The organism is Crenobacter luteus (genome assembly GCF_004345725.1).
Lineage (GTDB): Bacteria > Pseudomonadota > Gammaproteobacteria > Burkholderiales > Chromobacteriaceae > Crenobacter > Crenobacter luteus.
The window spans coordinates 73,202-92,787 of the sequence record NZ_SLXG01000002.1 but is presented as its reverse complement, the minus strand read 5'-3'; the positions used below and the strand labels follow the sequence as shown (position 1 = coordinate 92,787).

Below are 19,586 nucleotides of genomic sequence, written 5' to 3'. Positions count from 1 at the left end.
GGATTCACCCGTTTGAGTTACGCGGACGCGAGGCGCGCCTCGCGGGTCCGGTTCAGCGACGCGGCCTGCGCGCGCGCGATCTTCCATTCGACGAGGCTCTTGACCACCAGCGTCAGCAAGGCGAGGAAGGCCAGCAGCGAGGCGCAGGCGAAGGCGCCGACGAAGTTGTACTCGTTGTAGAGGATCTCGACGTGCAGCGGGATGGTGTTGGTCTCGCCGCGGATGTGGCCGGACACCACGCTCACCGCGCCGAATTCGCCCATCGCGCGCGCGTTGGTCAGTATCACGCCGTACAAGAGGCCCCACTTGACGTTGGGCAGCGTCACGCGCCAGAAGGTCTGCCAGCCAGAGGCGCCGAGCACCATCGCCGCCTGTTCCTCGTCGGCGCCTTGCGCCTGCATCAGCGGGATCAGCTCGCGCGCGACGAAGGGGAAGGTGACGAACACGGTGGCCAGCACGATGCCCGGCACGGCGAACACGATCTTGACGTCGTGCTCGGCCAACCACGGGCCGAGCCAGCCCTGCGCGCCGAACAAGAGCATGTACATCAGGCCGGCGACCACCGGCGACACCGAGAACGGCAGGTCGATCAGCGTGACGAGGAAGCTCTTGCCGCGGAACTCGAAGCGCGCGATCGCCCACGCCGCGGCGACACCGAACACCAGGTTGAGCGGCACCGCGAAGGCGGCGGTCAACAGCGTCAGCTTGATCGCCGACCACGCTTCCGGCTCGGTCAGCGAATCGACGTAGAGCTGCCAGCCCTTGGAAAAGGCCTCCCAGAACACCGCGGCGAGCGGCACAAGCAGAAACAGCGCGACGAAGGCGAGCGCGAGCGTCGTCAAGGCGACGCGCACCCAGGCAGCCTCGGCGGTCGCGCGGGAAGAAACATCGGACATGGCCGCTCCTTAACGTTTGCCGCCGTGGCGGCGCGACGCCCACCACTGGATGGCGTTGATGGCGAACAGCAGCACGAACGACAGCGCCAGCATCACCACGGCGACCGCGGTGGCGCCCAGGTAGTCGTACTGGTCGAGCTTGGAGATGATGATCAGCGGCGCGATCTCGGACACCAGCGGGATGTTGCCGGCGATGAAGATCACCGAGCCGAACTCGCCGGTGGCGCGCGCGAAGGCCATCGCGCCGCCGGTGATCAAGGCCGGCACCGTCGCCGGGAAGATCACGCGGCGGAAGATCTGAAAGCGCGAGGCGCCGAGGCAGCTCGCCGCTTCCTCGAGTTCCTTCTCGAGGTCCTCGAGCACCGGCTGCACGGTGCGCACGACGAAGGGCAGGCTGACGAAGGTCAGCGCGACGACGATGCCCAGCGGCGTGAACGCGACCTTGAGCCCGAGCGGCACCAGATGTTGGCCGAGCCAGCCGTTCGGCGCGTACAGCGTGGTCAGCGCGATGCCGGCCACCGCGGTCGGCAGCGCGAACGGCAGATCGACCAGCGCGTCGACGAGGCGCTTGCCCGGAAACGGGTAGCGCACCAGCACCCAGGCGAGCAGAAAGCCCATCACGATATTGATCGCCGCGGCGACGCCGGCCGCGCCGAACGACAGCTTCAGCGACGCGACCACGCGCTCGGCGCTCACCGTGTCGACGAAGGCGGCCCAGCCCATGTCGGCGGTCTTGAGCACCAGCGCTGCGAACGGCAACAGCACGATCAGGAGCAGCCAGAACAGCGTGAGGCCGAACGACAGGCCGAAGCCCGGCAGCACGCTGTGTTGTCGGTTAAGCAGCTTCATCGCTTATTTCTTCGCGTAGATCTGGTCGAACACGCCGCCGTCGGCGAAGTGCGTCTTCATCGCCGCGCGCCAGCTGCCGAACACCTCGGCGACGCGGAAGGTCTTGACCGGCGGGAACTGCGCGGCGTAGCGGGCGGCGACCTGCGGGTGCTGCGGGCGCAGGTAGTTCTGCGCGGCGACGGTCTGGCCCTCGACGCTCCACAGCTGGCGCAGGTAGGCGTCGGCCGCCTGGCGCGTGCCCTTCTTGTCGACCACCTTGTCGACCAGCGCGACCGGGTTCTCGGCCAGCACCGACAGCTTCGGGTAGACGACGTCGAAGCCGCCGCGACCGAACTCGCGCGCGACCATCTCGGCCTCGTTCTCGAAGGTGACCAGCACGTCGCCGACCTGGCGCTGGATGAAGGTCGTCGTCGCCGCGCGGCCGCCGCTGTCGAGCACCGGCACGTTCCGGAACAGCCGGGAAACGAAGTCGCGCGCCTTGGCCTCGCTGCCGCCCGGCTGCCTGAGCGCCTGGCCCCAGGCCGCCAGATAGGTGTAGCGGCCGTTGCCCGAGGTCTTAGGGTTGGGCACGATCACCTGCACGCCGGGGCGGACGAGGTCGTTCCAGTCGCGGATCGCCTTCGGGTTGCCCTTCCTGACGAGGAACACGGTGATCGAGTTGAACGGCACGCTGTCGTTCGGCAGCCGGCGGGCCCAGTTCGCCGGCAGCAGGCCCTTGTCGGCCAACAGGTCGATGTCGGTCGCCTGGTTCATCGTGATCACGTCGGCGGCGAGGCCGCCGACCACCGACAGCGCCTGCTTCGACGAGCCGCCGTGCGACTGCTGTACGGTGACGCGCTCGCCGGTTTTGGCCTGGTAGGCTTGCTGGAACAGCGGGTTGTAGTCCTTGTAGAAGTCGCGCATCACGTCGTAGGAGACGTTGAGCAGCGTGACGTCGGCGTGCGCGGCGGTACCGGCGAGCGCCAGCAGCGGCGCGAACAGCAGGGGGCGGAGTTTCATGCGGATGGCCTCGGAATGACTTCGGGTTGACGTCTTTCAGCTTATCCGCCACCAACATAGAACCAAAAATAATGTTTTATTTATTTGTTATTTGTTTTTGATATATAAAAGCAAGGGTCGGCCCTGAGCGGCGCATCGTGTATGCTGACGCCCGGCCAGAGCCGTTGGCCGAGCCCCCGCGCGCGCGGAGCCTCGGCCAACGTCTTTTGCGCTCCGAGGAAGATCCATGACCCAACTGACCGTCCACCCGCTGCGGCGGCCGCTGAACGACGAGGCGCACGCGCGCCCGCCGGTCGCCGTGCCGTCGCCCGCGCGCCTGACCTCGCTGACGCTGCTGTTCGAGAAGAACGACGCCGGCCAGCGCGAGGCGCTCGCCGAGCTGGCGCGCCGCCTCGGCCTGCCGGCGCCGGCGCCGGACGCGGGCAACTACAGCGGCGTCGCCGGCGAACTTGGCTTGCGCTGGTCGCTGCACACCGAGTTCGCCCACTATGTATTCATCCTGCCGGGCGCCTGCCCGGACCCGTTCGACCGCACCGCGCTCGACCGCCTGCCCGACGACTGGCTGGCCAGCCTGCCCGGCGCGCTGATGGTCGCGATCCACGCGGTGCTGCTGCCGGCCGGCGAGGAAAAGCCGGTGCAGGAGATCGCGCGGCGCTGGTTCGCCGGCCGCGAGCTGATCGGCGGCGAGATCGCCGATGGCAACGGCGTCGCCTACACCGACTTGCGCCTGCACCCCGACCCGCACCTGGCCGAGGGCTTCTCGCGCTACGTGGTCGTCGACCGCGCGATGGGGCCGAACCAGAGCGGCCGCATGCTGCAGCGCCTGTTCGAGATCGAGACCTACCGGATGCTGGCGCTGCTGGCGCTGCCGATCGCCAAGCAGCAGATGGGCGAGATCAACCGGCTCGGCCAGAAGCTGCGCGACGTGACCGAGGGCATGCTGGAGGAAGAGCGCCAGGACGCGACGCTGTTGACCGAGCTGACCGAGCTGGCGACGCGCGCCGAGCGCATGGTCGGCGAGCACCAGTACCGCTTCTCGGCCAGCCGCGCCTACTACCAGCTGGTGACGCAGCGCGCGCTGGAGTTGCGCGAGCGGCGGCTGACCGGCCTGCAGCCGTTCCGCGAGTTCCTCGAGCGGCGCCTGGCGCCGGCGATGGCGACCTGCGAGACGGTGGTCGGCCGTCAGGACCGGCTGGTCGCGCGCGTGCAGCGCACCACCGCGCTGTTGCGCACCCGCGTCGAGGTGTTGCACGAACAACAGAACCGCGCGCTGCTGGCGAGCATGGACAAGCGCGCCGAGCTGCAGCTGCGGCTGCAGGAAACGGTGGAAGGGCTGTCGGTCGGCGTGCTGACCTACTACGCGGTCGGCCTGCTGGGCTACCTCTTCAAGGCCGCCAAGGCCGCCGGCCTGCACGTGAACGCCGAACTGGCGACCGGCCTGGCCGTCGTACCGGTCGCGGCGCTGGTCTGGTTCGGCGTCAACCGCGTCAAGCGCGCGCTCGGCCACTGAGGCCGCGCGCCGCCTAGGGCGCCGGCGCGCAGGCGACGCGCAGCTTCTCCTGACCGTATTCGCGCAGCGTGGCCTGCCACCGGCTGTCGCAGTCCAGCCGGCGCAGCAGCGCGTCCAGCTCGGCGAACAGCGCCGCGTCGCGGCGGCGGACCATCAGGTGGCGGGTCAGGCTCGTCAGGCGCGGCCGCGCCGACAGGTGGAGTTGATCGATGGGAAAGGACGGGTCGCGGCGCAGATAGCCGAGCAGGCTGAGCTCGGCGAACGCGAAGTCGCTGTCGGGCCTGAACAGCAGCTTCATCAGCGCCAGCCGCGCGTCGGGGGCGTCGACCCGCGCGAGCCGGCCGGCCGCGATCAGCGGCTCGAGGTCAGGGTAGCGGTGGCCGGACACGGCGGAAAAGCGCAGCCCGGCGAGCGACTCGACGCCGCTGAAGTCCACCGGCCGCTCGCGGCGCGACACCAGCAGCGACACGTCCTTCAGCAGCGGCGGGCTCCACAGGTAGCGGCGCCGCTGCGCGTCGTCGAGAAAGCCGGGGTTGGCCCAGGCCACCACCAGCGGCTCGCGGCTGCTCGCCAGCTCCTGGTCGAAGCGCCGCCGCGGCAGCAGCTGCGGGACGAAACGGTAGCGACCGGCGGACAGCTCGGTCAGCCGCCGCGCCAGCGCCGGGGTGAGGCCGGCGCGGTCGTGGTCGTTCCAGGGCAGGAAGTTGTAGTAGCTCAGCACGCGCACGCGCTGCGCCTCGGCCAGCGCCGACGCGGGCAGGCAGGCGAGCATGAGCAGCCAGAGCGCCACGACGATGGCAGGCATCGGATTTCCCTCGCTTGCGGCGTCCGGAAAAGCGCCGCCTTGTCCGCCGCCGGGAGCCGCCGTTTGGCCCGGCCCCAGACGATGTGCGGGGGATTTTAATCCGTACGTCATCATCGTGTCATGGTTTTGACACGCACCCTTCTTACACTCCGCCCCAACCTTGACGGAGTGAAGTCCCATGCCGCTGGATACCCCAGAACCCCGCGCCGCCGCGCACGTGGCCGGCGATCTGCTGCAAAGCCCGCCCACCGTGTCGCCCGCGCACAGCAACTACCAGGTGCTCGAGCTGTTCTCGGCCGACGCATCGTTGAGCAACCTGCCGGTCGTCGACGACAAGCGCCCGGTCGGCATCATCAACCGCAACACCTTCATGAGCACGATCGCGCGGCCCTTCCACCGCGAAATCTTCGGCCGCAAGCCGTGCACCGCGTTCATGAACGCCGCTCCGCTGGTGGTCGACTACCACACGCCGCTGACCGAGTTGTCGTTCCAGGCGCTGTCGGCCGGCGAGTCGGTGCTGTCGGACGGCTTTCTCGTCACCGTCGACGGCGACTACGCCGGCCTCGGCCAGGGCGTGTCGCTGATGCAGGCGCTGGCCGACCAGCAGGCCGAGAAGCACCGCCAGATGATGGACAGCATCCACTACGCGTCGGTCATCCAGCAGTCCTTCCTGCAAAGCTCGCGCCGCGACATGGCCGCCGCGCTGACCGACTACTTCATGGCCTGGGAGCCGCGCGACGTGGTCGGCGGCGACTACTACTACTTCGTCAGGCGCGACGACGGCTTCTTCGTCGCGGTGATCGACTGCACCGGCCACGGCGTGCCCGGCGCCTTCATGACGCTGATCATGGCGTCGGCCCTGAAGCAGGTGCTGACCACGCGCGACCTGCACGACCCGGCCGCGCTGCTTGGCGCGATCAACCGCCAGGTCAAGGAGTCGCTCGGCCAACTGTCGCGCGACGAGCTCGAGCACGACGACAACGTCGAGATCCGTTCCGACGACGGCATGGACTGCGCGTTCTGCTGGTACGACAAGGCGACGCGCACGCTGACCTACGCCGGCGCCAAGACGCCGATCTTCGTCATCGAGCCGGGCAGCGACGAGGTCGCCGTGCACGACGGCAACAAGAAGGGCGTCGGCTACGTGTCGACCCCGCTCGACTACCAATGGGAGAACCGCCGCGTGACGCTGGCGCCCGGCGCCCAGCTCTACATCAGCACCGACGGCATCATCGACCAGATCGGCGGCCCCAAGCGCATCTGCTTCGGCAAGAAGCGCTTCAAGGAAGCGCTGCTCAAGTACCGCCAGCAGCCGATGACCGAGCAGCGCGGCCGCCTCTTGGACGTCTTCCACGCGTGGCAGGGCGAGAACGCCCGCCGCGACGACGTCAGCCTGTTCGGCGTGCGCCTGCCCTGACCCCTTTTGACACGGACCACCATCATGGGCCTGATCGCCTTTCACCGCTTCCAGGACCTCGCGCGCGAGGAAAACGTCGTCTTCTACTACACCGGCTACTTCTCGCAGGCGATGGTCACCGCGATGGGCGACGCGCTGCGCCGGCGGCTCGACCGCTCCGACGCCGCCAACGTCACCCGCCGCAAGCTGTTCTCGGTGTTCATGGAGATGGCGCAGAACGTCGTCCACTACTCGGCCGACCCGCTGACCGAAGCCGACGACGGCGAGATTCGCCGCGGCGCGCTGTGGGTCGGCGAACGCGACGGCCACTTCTACGTCGTGTGCGCCAACCCGGTCGAGAACGACAAGGTGGCGCGCATGAAGGAAAAGCTCGAGCCGCTGCGCAGCATGACCAACGCCGACATCAAGGCGCTGTACAAGGAAAAGCTGCGCGCCGACGGCGAAGCCGGCAGCAAGGGCGCCGGCCTGGGCTTTTTGACCGTCGCGCGCGACGCGTGCGAGCCGATCGAATTCGACTTCGTCGACGAGCCGGACGAGGGCTCGACCACCACCCTGTTTTATCTGAAAGCCTCCATCTGACCATGCAGAACGTCTACCTCGCCGCGACCGCGGCCACGCCGGAAGTCGACTTCCGCTTCGATACCCACAGCTTGAGCCTCAAGGGCGAGAGCTACCCGGAGAACGCGCAGGCCTTCTACGGCCCGCTGCTCGAGATGACCGCGCGCTACCTGGCCGGCCTCGACCACGCGCGCATCGTCGTCGACGTGCAGCTGGCCTACTTCAACAGCTCGAGCACCAAGCTGTTGATGAGCCTGTTCGAGCTGTTCAACGACGCCGCGGTCAAGGGCAACTACGTGACGCTGAACTGGCACTACGACGAGGACGACGACACCATCCTCGAGTTCGGCGAGGAAATCGCCGACGACTACCCGGCGCTCGACTTCGTCGCGCACGCGCTGGTCGCCTGAGGCGGGCGCGGTCGGGCCGGCCTTGGCGGGCCGCGCCGCATCGGATAAGCTTTTCCGATCCGATAAAGACACGCCAGAGCCCGCCATGAACGTCCACGACTACATGCAACAGGTCGGCCGAGCAGCCCGCGCCGCCAGCCGCGCGATCGCCCGCGCCGACACCAACCAGAAGAACCGCGCGCTGCTGGCGATCGCCGACGCGCTCGAACGCGACCACGAGAAGCTCGTCACCGCCAACATGCAGGATCTCGCCGCCGCCGAGAAGGCCGGCCTCGAGGCCGCGCTGGTCGACCGGCTCGCGATCACCGAGGCCACCGTGCGCTCGATGGCCGAGGGCCTCAGGCAGATCGCCGCGCTGCCCGACCCGGTCGGCGAGATGGACGACTTCACCTTCCGCCCGTCCGGCATCCAGCTCGGCAAGATGCGCGTGCCGCTCGGCGTGGTCGGCATCATCTACGAGTCGCGCCCGAACGTGACCGCCGACGCCGCCGGCCTGTGCCTGAAATCGGGCAACGCCGCGATCCTGCGCGGCGGCTCGGAAGCCTTCCACAGCAACCAGGCGATCGCCGCCTGCGTGCACGAGGGCCTCGCCGTCGCCGGCCTGCCGGCCGGCGTGGTGCAGATCCTCGAGACCACCGACCGCGCGGCGGTGACCGAACTGGTCACCATGCCCGACTACGTCGACGTGATCGTGCCGCGCGGCGGCAAGGGGTTGATCGAGCGCATCAGCCGCGAGGCGCGCGTGCCGGTGATCAAGCACCTGCACGGCAACTGCCACGTCTACATCGACGACACCGCCAACCCGGACAAGGCGTTCAATATCGCGATCAACGCCAAGACGCACCGCTACGGCACCTGCAACACGATGGAAAGCCTCCTGGTGCACGAGGCGTTCGCCGAATTCATCCTGCCGAGGTTGGCCGAGGCCTACTGGGAGAAGGGCGTCGAGTTGCGCGGCTGCGACCGCACGCGCGCCATCCTCGGCGACAAGGTGGTGCCGGCGACGGCCGAGGACTGGGAAACCGAGTACCTCGCGCCGATTCTGGCGGTCAAGGTGGTCCGCGACCTCGACGAAGCGATCGAGCACATCAACGCGCACGGCAGCCACCACACCGACGCGGTCGTCACCGAGGACTACGGCCGCGCGCGCCGCTTCCTGCGCGAGGTCGACTCGGCCAGCGTGATGGTCAACGCCAGCACCCGCTTCGCCGACGGCTTCGAGTACGGCCTGGGCGCCGAGATCGGCATCTCGACCGACAAGATCCACGCGCGCGGCCCGGTCGGCCTCGAGGGCCTGACCAGCCAGAAGTGGGTGGTGCTCGGCGACGGCCAGATCCGCCAGTAAGCGCTCGCACCTTCGACACCGACAAAGCGGGCCTGGCGCCCGCTTTTTTCACGCCCGCGCGGCCGCGACGGCCCGCACCGCCGCGGCCAGCCGCCCCTTGCCCGCCCCGGGGAGGCAGGACAAGCGGAGCGACTTCGTCTACGGTGTGAAGTGCGGACATCAAACGCCCGGCCGGCGCGCCGAACGCCGCCGTGCCCCCGCTAGCGCGGCCGCCTGCGCGCGCTCCCGATCATGGCCTCCCGACCGCACGACGGGCTTAACATCCGCTAACGCCTTGCCGCCACCGCGGCGGAACCCCGACGGCATCCGGCCGACCCAAGGCGGGTGCCGTTCGTTTTCCGAGGAGTGCCGCCATGCCCCCCATGCTCCGCCCGACGCGCCGCCGCGCGTACGCGGTCGCCGCCGTCCTCGCCCTCGCCGCCTGCGCCGGCGGCGCGCCGCGCGGCGGGCGCGACACGCCGCGCGTCGAAGCCGTGCGCGCCGGCCGGGTGCTGGTCGACGTCGCCAGCGCCCGCGCGCCGCAGGCGGTCGCCGACTGCGTCGTCGACGGCGTGCGGCGCTTGAAGATCCCCGACGACTACCTCGCGCTGCGCTCGCAAGCGGGCGGCGGCCGCGTGGTGATGCTCGCCAACCCGGCGACCGGGCGCACCGGCCTGACCGTCGACGTCGCCGCGCGCGCCAACGGCTCGCAGGTGAGGCTGTACGAAAACGGCATGGTCGTCTCGGCGCAGTGGCGCGCGCTGGTACGCCGCTGCGCCGGCTGAACGCCCAGCAAGAAAAAACCGCCGCCCGGACGCTTCCGGCGCGGCGGTTTGGCGTTGATCGGCGCCGATCAGCGCGTCATCTGCGCGTAAAGCCTGGTGAGGACCTGCGGCAAGGTCTCGGCCTGCTGCACGACGACGAAGCCGTTGCTGCCGAAGATGTGCGGAAGATACGCGCTCGCCTCCTGATCGACCGTCACGCAGAACGGCGTCACGCCGAGCGCGCGCGCCTCGCGCACCGACTCGCGCGTGTCCTCGACCGCGTAGCGACCGTCGTAGTGGTCGAGGTCGCTGGGCTTGCCGTCGGACACGATCAGGAGCAAGCGCCGCTCGGCCGGCTGCTCGGCGATCACCGCGCTGGCCTGGCGGATCGCCGCGCCCATGCGCGTGTAGTAGCCGGGCCGGAGCGCCAGCACGCGGCCGCGCGTTTCGTCGTCGTAGCGCTCGGAGAAGTCCTTGAGCACCAAAAAACGCACCTCGTCGCGCTGGATCGACGAGAAGCCGTACAGGCCGAAGCGGTCGCCGCTGGCGGTCAGCGCCTCGGCGAACAGCGCGAGGCTGTCGCGGATCACGTCGATGATCTTGTGCCCGGACGGCAGGCGGTTCTCGGTCGACAGCGACAGGTCGGCGAGCAAGAGGCAGGCGAGACTGCGCTCCTTCTGCGGCCACGCCTGGTAGAGCCCCGGCTCGCCGATCGCGTGGCCGCTGTGCCGCTCGACGAAGAAGCGGATCACGCGGTCGAGGTCGATGTCCGGGCCGTTGAACTCGCCGCTCTTGCGGCTGCGTTCGGGCGTCAGCGCCTGGAACTGGCGCTGGATGTGGCGCGCGAGGCTTTTGAGCCGGTCGGGCAACGGCTGTCGGCTGGCGCCCGCCGGCAGCATCGGCTTCAGGAGGCAATAGTCCGGCACCAGCGCGTTCTTGCGGCAGTCCCACTCGGGCAGCTTGATGCCGGGGCCGAGCGGCGTGTCGTCGTTCTCGGTGTGCCAGGCGAAGCCGTAGGTCATGCCGCTGGTGGCCGGCGGCGCGTCGTCGCCGTCGATCGCGCCGGTCGCGCGCGGGCCCTTCTCCTCGTCGCCCTGGCCGCCCTCGCCGCCGCCCTGGTTGTCGCGGTGGTCGCTGAGGTAGTCCTCCCAGCGCGGCTTGGCCTCGAACTTGAAGTCGGTCAGCGCGACCTTCTTCTCCTCGCCGGCCTGCTTGTCGCCCTGCTTGGCGCGCGGGCCGTTATCCGGCGTCTCGGTCGGCGCGGCCGAGCCCGCTTGCTTGTTCGCGCCGGCGTCGGGCTTGGCCTGCGGGCGCGGCGGGTTCGGGTGCAGCCACAAGGGTACCGGCGCGAGGCCGGCAAGGTTGGCCGAGGCCGGCTGTTCGCGTGCCGGATCGGTCAGCGCGGCGCGCACGGCGAGCTCGGCCAACCTTTGTTCGTCGGGAAGGCTGTCCGGCTCGGGGCGCAGCGCAAGGAAGGCTTCGACGAGCGATCGGTACTCGGCGGCGAGCCCCGGCTGGCGCGCCAGGCACGCGGCGGCGGCGACGCGGTTGCGGTTCAGCCAGTCGAGCGTCTCGTCGACCGGCTCGGCCGACAGCGCGGCCAGCCACAGGTAGAGCCGGCGGTTGAGTTCGGCGGTGTCGAACAGCGCGATCGATTCGGGCAGGTAGAGCGTCGCCTCGTCCTGCCAGGCGTGCGCGCCGTGGCCGCCGGCGGGCTTCAGTTTCAGCGCCGGGTCGCCGCCGAGCGCGCGGAACAGCACCGGCAGCAGCGTTTCCATCGCCGCGAGGGGCACCGCCGCGTCCGGGTGCACCGGGTAGGCGTTCATCGCGCGCCCCTTACGCGGCGAACTGCGCGTCGACGATGGCCGCGAGCGCGGCGACGGTGTCGGTGTCGTCGCTCAAGGGCTCGACCAGCGCGGTGCGGCAGGCGCGGCGCGGCGCCATGCCGGCGGCCATCAGCTTGGCCGCGTACACCAGAAGGCGCGTGCTGACGCCCTCCTCGAGGTCGTAGCCGGCCAGCCGGCGCAATTGCCCCGCGAGCGTAACGAGCTGCGCGATGCGCGCGTCGTCGAGGCCGGACTCCTGTTTCAAGACCGCGGTCTCGACCTCGGGGCGCGGGAAGTCGAAGGCCAGCGCGACGAAGCGCTGGCGCGTCGACGGCTTGAGCGATTTGAGCACGTGCTGGTAGCCCGGGTTGTACGAGACGACCAGCATGAAGTTTTTGGGAGCAATCAAGGTTTCGCCGGTGCGCTCGATCGGCAGCACGCGGCGGTCGTCGGTCACCGGGTGCAGCACGACGGTGGTGTCCTTGCGGGCCTCGACCACCTCGTCGAGGTAGCAGATGCCGCCCTCGCGCACCGCGCGCGTCAGCGGGCCGTCGACCCAGTAGGTCGCGCCGTCGCCGATCAGGTGGCGGCCGACCAGGTCGGCGGCGGTCAGGTCGTCGTGGCAGGACACGGTGATCAGCGGCAGATTGAGCCTGGCGGCCATGTGCGCGACGAAGCGGGTCTTGCCGCAGCCGGTCGGGCCCTTGATCAGCACCGGCAGCTGCTGGCGCCAGGCGGCCTCGAACAGTTCGCATTCGTCGCCGACGGGCTGGTAGAAGGGCAGTTCGCGCTCGGGGGCGGTCATGGTGTTGTCTCCGTGGTTTTTATCGTCTGGCCGCTATTGTAGAGTGTCGCACCGCGCAAGGCTGCCGCGACGCGACAAATCCATTCGACATAAAATGCCCGCATGCCGCACCAGACCCTGCTTTTCGCCGCCGCGCTCGTCGCGCAGCCGGCCGCCGCCGAGCCGCTGACCTTGCACTACTTCGAGCGCCCGCCGTTCTACTACACGCGCCCCGACGGCCTGCCGACCGGCCTCGTGATCGAGCCGCTCAGACGCGCGCTCGTCGTCGCCGGCGTCGCGCACCGCTGGCAGACGACGCCGTCGAACCGGCAACTGGCCAAGATCGAGGCGGACAAGGCGATGGACTGCGGCGTCGGCTGGTTCCGCACGCCCGAGCGCGAGCGCGTCGGCCGCTTCAGCGCGCCGCTGTACCGCGACCGGCCGCAGGTCGTCGTCGTCGACGCGACCCAGCCCGTCCACGGCTCGGCGACGCTGGCGCGGCTGTTGGCCGAGCGCGACTGGGTCTTCCTGCGCCGCGAGCGCTTCTCCTACGGCAACGCGCTCGACGCGATGCTGGCGGCGAACAGGCCGCGCGAGATCGCGACCAGCGAGCCCATCGCCGCGATGGTGAGGATGATCGCCGCCGGCCGCGCGAGCTATACCTTCGTCAGCGCCGAGGAGGCCGGAGCGATGCGGCAGGACGGGGTCAGGGTGGCGACGCCGCCGGACATGCCGGCCGGCGAGACGCGCCACCTGTGGTGCAGCCGGCGCGTGCCGGCCGAGACGCTCGCGCGGCTGGACGCCGCGCTGGCCAGGCTCGCCGACGGCGAGCGCGCGCCTAGCGCGCCTTCGGCTTCGCCGCCGCGATCGCCTTGAGCGCCTCGGCGACGGCGAACAGGCCGAAAGTGGCGGTGACGACCATGCTGGCGCCGAAGCCGGCGCACGACAGCCCCTGCGGCGCGGCGCCGTGCGCGGTGTCGACGTCGCAGGCAGCGGCCTGCGGGTAAGTCAGCGGCTCGGTCGAATAGACGCAGGGCACGCGCATCCGGCCCTCGCGCGGCAGGCCGTAACGGCGCCTGAGGTTGTAGCGCAGCTTGGACAGCAAGGGGTCGTTGGTGGTCCCGGACAGGTCGCCGACGCGGATCAGCCCCGGGTTCATCTGCCCGCCGGCGCCGCCGGACACGATGAAGGGCTGACGGCGCTTGACGCACCAGGCGGCGATCGCGGTCTTGACCTTCAGGCTGTCGATCGCGTCGAACACGAAGTCGTAGCCGCGCCCCAGCAGCGCTTCCAGATTGTCCTCGTCGACGAAGTCCTCGACCTCGGTGACGACGCACGCCGGGTTGATCGCGCGCACCCGCTCGGCCAAGGCGGCCACCTTGGCCATGCCGAAATAGGGGTCGAGCGCCGGCAGCTGGCGGTTGACGTTCGATTCGGCGATGTTGTCCAGATCGATCAACGTCAGCGCGCCGATCCCGCTCCTGGCCAGCGCCTCGACCGCCCACGAGCCGACGCCGCCGACGCCGATCACGCACACGTGCGCGGCGGCGAAGCGCGCCAGCGCCTCTTCGCCGTACAGACGGGCGATGCCGCCGAAGCGGCGTTCGAGGTCGGCTTGGGACATGGGGAAACTCCAGACGGAAGGGCAGCGGCGAAGCATAGCGAATCGCGCCGCACAAGGCCAGACGGCCGCGACGGCGACGCGGCAAGCGACTGATCCGCAAGGCAAAATCCCGCGCCGCAACATGCCGCGCGCTTGGCCTTTCCCCCCCGCGGGCCTATGCTCAGAAAGAGCCCCGGGGCGCGCCGCGCCGCTGGGGTTCAGCCTTCCTTACCAACGTCGAAGTCAAGGAATTCCACCGATGAAGCCGACGCCGCAATTCGATATCGACCTGGACAAGCACTACAACGCCACCGTCGTCATCGCCTGCACCGAGTGCGGGCACGAAACCCGTCATCACCTCAAATCGCTGCAACCGGGCAGCCCGATGCGCTGCAAATGCGGCGCCGACATCTCGATGACCGACAGCGCCGTGGCGCTGGCCCAGCGCCGCGTCGCCGAAATCAAGCAATCCTACCGCCTGCAGTAGGCGTCGTAGCCCGATGAAACGCTGACGCCGCCCCGCGCGGGCTGGCACAATCGGGCGACCGACCCGATCCCCCTTCGATGGCGACCCCGCGGGTCGCCATCGTCCGTTTGCAGGCCCGCGACAAGGACAAGCGATGAGCTGGACAGACCTCAGAAGCGACACCGTGACCCAACCGACGCCGGCGATGCGCCGCGCGATGATGGACGCAGAAGTCGGCGACGACGTGTACGGCGACGACCCGACCGTCAAGGCGCTCGAAGCGGCCGCCGCCGAGCGGCTCGGCAAGGAGGCGGCGCTGTTCGTGCCCTCCGGCAACTTCGGCAACCAGCTCGCGCTGCTGACCCACTGCCAGCGCGGCGACGAGGTGATCCTCGGCGACGACTGCCACATCGTCTGGCACGAGACCGGCGGCGCGGCGCTGATCGCCGGCGTGCAACTGCGCACCGTCGAATCGGACCGCGGCGTGATGCCGCCCGACGCGATCCGCCGCCGCATCCGCGTCGGCGAGGACATCCACTGGCCGCGCACCGGCCTGATCTGCGTCGAGAACGCGCACTCGAACGGCCGCGTGATCCCGCTGTCGGTGATGGCGGAAACCGCCGCGCTGGCGCGCGAACACGGCGTGCCGGTGCACCTGGACGGCGCGCGGCTCTTCAACGCGGCGACGCACCTGAAGGTCGACGCGCGCGACATCGCGCAACACGCCGACACGGTGATGATCTGCCTCTCGAAAGGGCTGGCGGCGCCGGTCGGCTCGCTCGTCGCGGGCAGCGCCGACTTCGTCGCGCGCGCGCGCCGCAACCGGAAACTGCTCGGCGGCGGCATGCGCCAGGCCGGCGTGCTGGCCGCGCCGGGGCTGATCGCGCTGAACGAGATGAGCGCAAGGTTGGCCGAGGACCACGCGCGCGCCAGGACGCTCGCCGCGGGGCTCGCCGCGCTGCCGGGCGTCGCGGTCGACCTCGACGCGGTGCACATCAACCTCGTCTGGTTCCGCCTGCCCGACGGCGTCGACGGCGCGGCGCTGACCGCCTACCTGCTGGAGAAGGGCATCAAGGCCAACCCGCCCGAGGACGGCCTGATGCGTTTGGCGACGCACTGGCAGGTCGACGACGCGGCCGTCGAGCGCACGCTCGCGGCGATGCGCGCCTTCCTAGCAGGCTGAAGCCCGCCGCGTCCGGCCGCCGCCGCGCTGGCCGGACGCGGCGCGATCGCTTAGTCTCTCGCCTTTACGATTTCCCCGCCCCCACGCGATGAGCGACCATCACGACCCCTATCTGTGGCTCGAAGACCTCGACGGCGAGCACGCCGCCGCCTGGGTCGCAGGGCAGAACGCGCGCACCCGCGCCCGCCTCGACGCCGACCCGCGCTTCGCGCCCGTGCGCGACGCGGTGCTCGCGACGCTGCGCGACACCCGCCAGATCCCCTTCTTCACCGAATACCAGGGCTGGCTGTACAACTTCCACCAGGACGCCGAGCACCCGCGCGGCGTCTACCGGCGCACCACGCTCGAGCATTACCGGCGCAACGACCCGGACTGGCAGATCGTGCTCGATATCGACGCCTTGGCCTTCGCCGAGGGCGAGGACTGGTACCTCGACGGCGTGTCGCACTACACGCAGTCGCCCGAACACTGCCTCGTGCACCTGACGCGCGGCGGGCAGGACGCCACCGTCAGCCGCGAGTACCACCTCGGCCAACGCGCCTTCGTCGACGGCGGCTTCGCCTTCCCCGAGGGCAAGAACCACGTCACCTGGCGCACGCTCGACGAGGCCTTCGTCTGCCCGGCCTGGTCCGACGAGCAGCTGACCCGCGCCGGCTACCCGCGCGAGGTGTGGCTGGTCCGGCGCGGCGAGCCGTGGAGCGCCGCGCGCCGCGTGCTGCAACTGCCCGAGGACGCGATGATGGCGATCGCCTGGCGCTTCCTCGGCGACGGCGTCGCGCCCATCGACATCGTCGAGGCGAGCGACGGCTTCTACAGCAAGCAGTACTTCATCCTCGGTGCCGACGACGCGCTCACGCCGCTGCCCTTGCCGCCCAGGGCCGACATCGAAGGGTATCTGGCCGACGCCTTCGTCGTCAGGTTGGCCGAGCCGTGGCGCTGGGGCGACGCCGACTTCGCCGCCGGCAGCTTGCTCGCCGTGCCGCGCGCGACGCTGCTTGCCGGCGCCGGCCCGATCGAGACGTTGTTGACGCCGGGCGCGCGCCAGTCGGTCAGCGCGGTCGAGACCACGCGCCGCTTCGTCGTCGTCAACCTGCTCGACAATGTGCAAAGCCGTCTCGTCGCCTTCGAGCCGGGCGACGCCGGCTGGCGCCGCTTCGAGCTGGCGACGCCCGAGACCGGCGTGATCGAGTTCGTCGACCAGCCGTGGCAGACCGACGTGCTGAGCTACAGCTTCAGCGACCACCTGACGCCGGCCGGGCTCTACCGCGTGACGCTGCCCGACGGCGCGCCCGAATGCCTGCGCCAGCAGCCGGCGGCCTTCGACGCCTCGCCCTACGTCGCCGAGCAGCGGCAGGCGACCGCGCCCGACGGCGAGCTCATCCCCTACTTCGTCGTGCGCCGCCGCGACGCGCCCTTCGACGGCTCGACGCCGACGCTCCTGTACGGCTACGGCGGCTTCGAGGTGCCGATGCTGCCGCACTACGTCGACAACTTCGGCCCGCACTGGCTCGAGAAGGGCGGCGCCTTCGCCATCGCCTGCATCCGCGGCGGCGGCGAGTTCGGCCCGGCCTGGCACCAGGCGGCGCAAGGCGCGAACAAGCCGGTCAGCTTCGCCGACTTCGTCGCCGTCGCCGAGGACCTCGTCGCATCCGGGCTGACGCGGCCGGACAAGCTCGCGATCGAGGGCGGCAGCAACGGCGGGCTCTTGGTCGGCGCGGCGATGGTCGCGCGCCCCGAGCTGTTCGGCGCGGTGGTGTGCGAGGTGCCGCTGTTGGACATGCTGCGCTACACGGAACTGTTGGCCGGCGCGAGCTGGATCGACGAGTACGGCGACCCCGACGACGAGCGCGACGCGGCGGCGCTGGCGGCCTACTCGCCGTACCAGCGCGTCGCGGCCGGCGTCGCCTACCCGAGCGTGCTGTTCACCACCAGCGCGCGCGACGACCGCGTCCACCCGGGCCACGCGCGCAAGATGGCGGCCAAGCTGCTGGCGCACGGCCAGGACGCGCTCTTTTTCGAGACCGACGGCGGCGGCCACAGCGGCAACACCGACCAGGCGCAGACCGCCGAGGAGCTGGCGCGCGTGCTGGTCTACCTGTACCAGCGGCTGGTCGACCCGTGCTGAAACGCCGACGCAAAAAAAGCCGCCCCGTGGGGCGGCTTTTTCTTGCCCGGGCGGGCGGCTCAGAACGCCAGGCCGGCGCCGAGGTAGGCACCGTCGGCCAACGTGCGGCTGCGCGCGGCGTCTTCGCGCTTGATGCGGAAGTAGCGGTAGCCGGCCTCGAGCGAGACCAGCGGCAGCGGCTGCCAGCGCACGCCGGCGGTGTGGTCGTTGACCGACTTCACGCTGCCGCTGGCGGCGCTCTCGGGCGCGTGGTAGGCCTGGCCGAACAGCGCGAAGCCGGCCGGCAGCTCGACGTGGACGCGGGCGCCGACGAGGCCGGCGCTGGCCGAACCGGCGTCGCTGTCGATCGCCAGGCCCTTGGCGCCGACGGCCAACGTGACCGGGCCGGCCGGCAGCGCGAAGTCGAGACCGGCGCCGCCGGCCGAGTCGCCGCCGTCGCGCTTCAGGTAGTCGAGCGTGATGCCGGGGCCGACGCCGCTCGGCGTGCGGTTGAAGTGGACGAAGTCCTCGCCGGCGCCGAGCGTCAGCGTGCCGGCCTGCGCGGCGGCGGCGGTGGACAGGAGGGCGGAGGCGATCAGCAGTCGGGCTCGCATGCGGGTTTCCTTATCGATGGGACGAAAAGCGTGGTTCGCCGGCATCTTACACAAGTTCGCCGCCGGCGACGCGATCCGCCGCGCGCCGCGCGCGCCAAGTGCTTGATCGGCAAAGGGTTGACAGCGTCCGGCCGAGCCGCCACGCTAGCGGGTTTTTCCGCCCGCCGAAGTTTCCCATGCAACGCGCCGACCTGCTCCTCGTCGAACGCGGCCTCGCCGCCAGCCGCACCGCCGCCCAGAACCTGATCGACGCCGGCCGCGTGACCGTGCTCGAAGCCGGCCGCGCGCGCCCGGTCGCCAAATCGAGCCTGAAGCTCGCGCCCGACGCCGAACTGGCCGTCGCGCCGGACCCGTCCGACCGCTACGTGTCGCGCGGCGGGCTGAAGATGGAGGGCGCGTTGCAGGAGGCCGGCCTCGACGTAGCGGGCCTTTCGGTGCTCGACGTCGGCATCTCGACCGGCGGCTTCACCGACTGCCTGTTGCAGGCGGGCGCCGCGCGCGTGGTCGGCGTCGACGTCGGCCACGGCCAGCTCGCGGCGAGGTTGGCCGAGGACGCGCGCGTGACGCTGTTCGAGGGCGTCAACGCGCGCGCGCTCGACGCGGCGACCATCCTCGCCGCCAACGGCGGGCAGCCGTTCGACCTGATGGTGTGCGACGTGTCGTTCATCTCGCTGACGCTGGTGCTGCCGTCGGCGCTGCCGCTGGTGCGGCCGGGCGGCCACCTGTTGAGCCTCGTCAAACCGCAGTTCGAGGTCGGTCGCGCCGGCGTCGGTCGCGGCGGCCTGGTGCGCGACCCGGCGCTCTACCCGCTGGTGCGCCGCAAGATCGAGGATGCCCTCGTCGAGCTGTCCGCCCGCCCGCTCGCCTGGTTCGACAGCCCGATCAAGGGCGGCGACGGCAACCGCGAGTTCTTCGTGTTCGCGCGCAGCGGCGCGGCACAACAATGACAAATGCGTTTTTTGCGCCGCTGTTTTACACTTCCATCTTTGCGCCGGAGACGGTGCCGCCCGTTCCCGCCATGCTGAACGCCGCCGCGCAGGCGGCGCCGTCGCCGGGCGTCCGTCCACCCGCCGCACAGGGAGTCCCGACGCCATGACCGTTTTCCTGATCCTCCTCGCGCTGCTCGGCCTCGGCGCCGGCCTGTGGCTATTGCGCCACCACCGCGCCCATTCGAAGCCGGCCGCGCCGCCGCGCGAGGCCGTCCCCTACGCGCCGCAAACCCAGGTGCGCGCCGTCGAGGCGCAGAGCCACCTGACCGGCGCCGCCTTCGGCCAACTGTTGAAAGCCGCGCACGGCGACCGCCAGCGCGTCGAGCAGTGGATCGTCGCCGAGCAGCGCCACGACCCGCTGCTGCGCCGCGACGAGGCGATCGAGCGCCTCGCGCGCCGGCTCGAGCGGCGCGCGCGCGAAACCGCCTGAGCCGCGGTTCGCGACCTTACGACCGGCTGCACCGTCCCGACGGCAAAACGGCTCG

At 70.5% G+C, this 19,586-nt stretch carries 20 protein-coding genes; 12 read left to right on the top strand and 8 right to left on the bottom strand.

Features of this window, described 5'->3' with window-relative positions:
* Positions 1-17 precede the first annotated feature (17 nt).
* From cysW to EV683_RS01955, 3 genes are read right to left on the bottom strand one after another with little or no spacing between them, the layout of a single operon-like run.
* Positions 18-896, bottom strand: coding sequence for a sulfate ABC transporter permease subunit CysW (cysW, locus tag EV683_RS01965; protein ID WP_131861594.1), 879 nt, complete (start codon positions 894-896; stop codon positions 18-20).
* 9 nt (positions 897-905) lie between these two features.
* Positions 906-1,745 carry a sulfate ABC transporter permease subunit CysT gene (gene cysT, locus EV683_RS01960; RefSeq protein ID WP_131861592.1) on the bottom strand — a complete coding sequence of 280 codons (840 nt, stop codon included), beginning with the start codon at positions 1,743-1,745 and terminating at the stop codon, positions 906-908.
* Positions 1,746-1,748: 3 nt separating this feature from the next.
* The gene (locus tag EV683_RS01955) at positions 1,749-2,744 is read right to left on the bottom strand and encodes a sulfate ABC transporter substrate-binding protein (RefSeq protein WP_131861590.1); all 996 of its coding nucleotides are present in this window, start codon (positions 2,742-2,744) and stop codon (positions 1,749-1,751) included.
* 226 nt (positions 2,745-2,970) lie between these two features.
* On the opposite strand from EV683_RS01955, the gene EV683_RS01950 reads away from it, so the two are divergent.
* On the top strand, positions 2,971-4,254 hold the full coding sequence (locus EV683_RS01950) for a DUF3422 family protein (protein ID WP_131861588.1): 1,284 nt from the start codon (positions 2,971-2,973) through the stop codon (positions 4,252-4,254).
* A 13-nt stretch (positions 4,255-4,267) separates the two neighbouring features.
* Here the strand turns inward: EV683_RS01950 and EV683_RS01945 are convergent, their stop codons facing one another.
* Positions 4,268-5,059, bottom strand: a complete 792-nt coding sequence (locus EV683_RS01945) for a type 2 periplasmic-binding domain-containing protein (protein WP_131861586.1) — start codon at positions 5,057-5,059, stop codon at positions 4,268-4,270.
* A gap of 178 nt (positions 5,060-5,237) precedes the next feature.
* Here EV683_RS01945 and EV683_RS01940 point away from each other — a divergent pair, with 178 nt between their 5' ends.
* The 5 genes from EV683_RS01940 to EV683_RS01920 all read left to right on the top strand — a co-directional run bounded on the left by EV683_RS01940 (position 5,238) and on the right by EV683_RS01920 (position 9,553).
* A complete protein-coding gene (locus tag EV683_RS01940) occupies positions 5,238-6,476 on the top strand; it encodes a PP2C family protein-serine/threonine phosphatase (RefSeq protein ID WP_066610173.1) in 1,239 nt (412 codons plus the stop codon).
* A 24-nt stretch (positions 6,477-6,500) separates the two neighbouring features.
* Complete coding sequence (locus tag EV683_RS01935; RefSeq protein WP_131861584.1) at positions 6,501-7,055, top strand: SiaB family protein kinase; 555 nt, start codon at positions 6,501-6,503, stop codon at positions 7,053-7,055.
* A 2-nt stretch (positions 7,056-7,057) separates the two neighbouring features.
* Positions 7,058-7,444 (top strand): DUF1987 domain-containing protein, encoded by a 387-nt coding sequence (locus EV683_RS01930; protein WP_066610169.1) that lies wholly within the window; start codon positions 7,058-7,060, stop codon positions 7,442-7,444.
* 85 nt (positions 7,445-7,529) lie between these two features.
* Positions 7,530-8,789, top strand: coding sequence for a glutamate-5-semialdehyde dehydrogenase (locus EV683_RS01925; protein ID WP_131861583.1), 1,260 nt, complete (start codon positions 7,530-7,532; stop codon positions 8,787-8,789).
* A gap of 353 nt (positions 8,790-9,142) precedes the next feature.
* Entirely contained in the window at positions 9,143-9,553 is a 411-nt protein-coding gene (locus EV683_RS01920; RefSeq protein WP_131861581.1) for a hypothetical protein, read from the top strand.
* A 68-nt stretch (positions 9,554-9,621) separates the two neighbouring features.
* On the opposite strand, the gene EV683_RS01915 is transcribed toward EV683_RS01920, so the two are convergent.
* On the bottom strand, positions 9,622-11,358 hold the full coding sequence (locus EV683_RS01915; protein ID WP_131861579.1) for a nitric oxide reductase activation protein NorD: 1,737 nt from the start codon (positions 11,356-11,358) through the stop codon (positions 9,622-9,624).
* A gap of 10 nt (positions 11,359-11,368) precedes the next feature.
* Positions 11,369-12,163 (bottom strand): CbbQ/NirQ/NorQ/GpvN family protein, encoded by a 795-nt coding sequence (locus EV683_RS01910; RefSeq protein ID WP_131861577.1) that lies wholly within the window; start codon positions 12,161-12,163, stop codon positions 11,369-11,371.
* 102 nt (positions 12,164-12,265) lie between these two features.
* Between EV683_RS01910 and EV683_RS01905 the strand changes: the two genes are divergently transcribed.
* The gene (locus EV683_RS01905) at positions 12,266-13,018 is read left to right on the top strand and encodes a substrate-binding periplasmic protein (protein ID WP_131861575.1); all 753 of its coding nucleotides are present in this window, start codon (positions 12,266-12,268) and stop codon (positions 13,016-13,018) included.
* Here EV683_RS01905 and EV683_RS01900 read toward each other — a convergent pair.
* Entirely contained in the window at positions 12,981-13,766 is a 786-nt protein-coding gene (locus EV683_RS01900; RefSeq protein ID WP_131861573.1) for a tRNA threonylcarbamoyladenosine dehydratase, read from the bottom strand. The genes EV683_RS01905 and EV683_RS01900 overlap by 38 nt on opposite strands.
* A 238-nt stretch (positions 13,767-14,004) precedes the next feature.
* Between EV683_RS01900 and EV683_RS01895 the strand changes: the two genes are divergently transcribed.
* The 3 genes from EV683_RS01895 to EV683_RS01885 all read left to right on the top strand — a co-directional run bounded on the left by EV683_RS01895 (position 14,005) and on the right by EV683_RS01885 (position 17,519).
* Positions 14,005-14,232 (top strand): hypothetical protein, encoded by a 228-nt coding sequence (locus tag EV683_RS01895; RefSeq protein ID WP_066610150.1) that lies wholly within the window; start codon positions 14,005-14,007, stop codon positions 14,230-14,232.
* 133 nt (positions 14,233-14,365) lie between these two features.
* Positions 14,366-15,394 (top strand): low-specificity L-threonine aldolase, encoded by a 1,029-nt coding sequence (gene ltaE / locus EV683_RS01890; RefSeq protein WP_131861571.1) that lies wholly within the window; start codon positions 14,366-14,368, stop codon positions 15,392-15,394.
* Positions 15,395-15,482: 88 nt separating this feature from the next.
* Positions 15,483-17,519 carry a prolyl oligopeptidase family serine peptidase gene (locus EV683_RS01885; protein WP_131861569.1) on the top strand — a complete coding sequence of 679 codons (2,037 nt, stop codon included), beginning with the start codon at positions 15,483-15,485 and terminating at the stop codon, positions 17,517-17,519.
* A gap of 59 nt (positions 17,520-17,578) precedes the next feature.
* Here EV683_RS01885 and EV683_RS01880 read toward each other — a convergent pair whose 3' ends face one another.
* A complete protein-coding gene (locus EV683_RS01880; RefSeq protein WP_066610144.1) occupies positions 17,579-18,112 on the bottom strand; it encodes a YfaZ family outer membrane protein in 534 nt (177 codons plus the stop codon).
* A gap of 176 nt (positions 18,113-18,288) precedes the next feature.
* On the opposite strand from EV683_RS01880, the gene EV683_RS01875 reads away from it, so the two are divergent.
* Both EV683_RS01875 and EV683_RS01870 read left to right on the top strand, forming a co-directional pair.
* Positions 18,289-19,059: a TlyA family RNA methyltransferase gene (locus EV683_RS01875; RefSeq protein ID WP_131861567.1), complete on the top strand. Its 771-nt coding sequence runs from the start codon at positions 18,289-18,291 to the stop codon at positions 19,057-19,059.
* Between the two features lie 145 nt (positions 19,060-19,204).
* Positions 19,205-19,531, top strand: a complete 327-nt coding sequence (locus EV683_RS01870) for a hypothetical protein (protein WP_066610140.1) — start codon at positions 19,205-19,207, stop codon at positions 19,529-19,531.
* Positions 19,532-19,586: the final 55 nt, after the last annotated feature.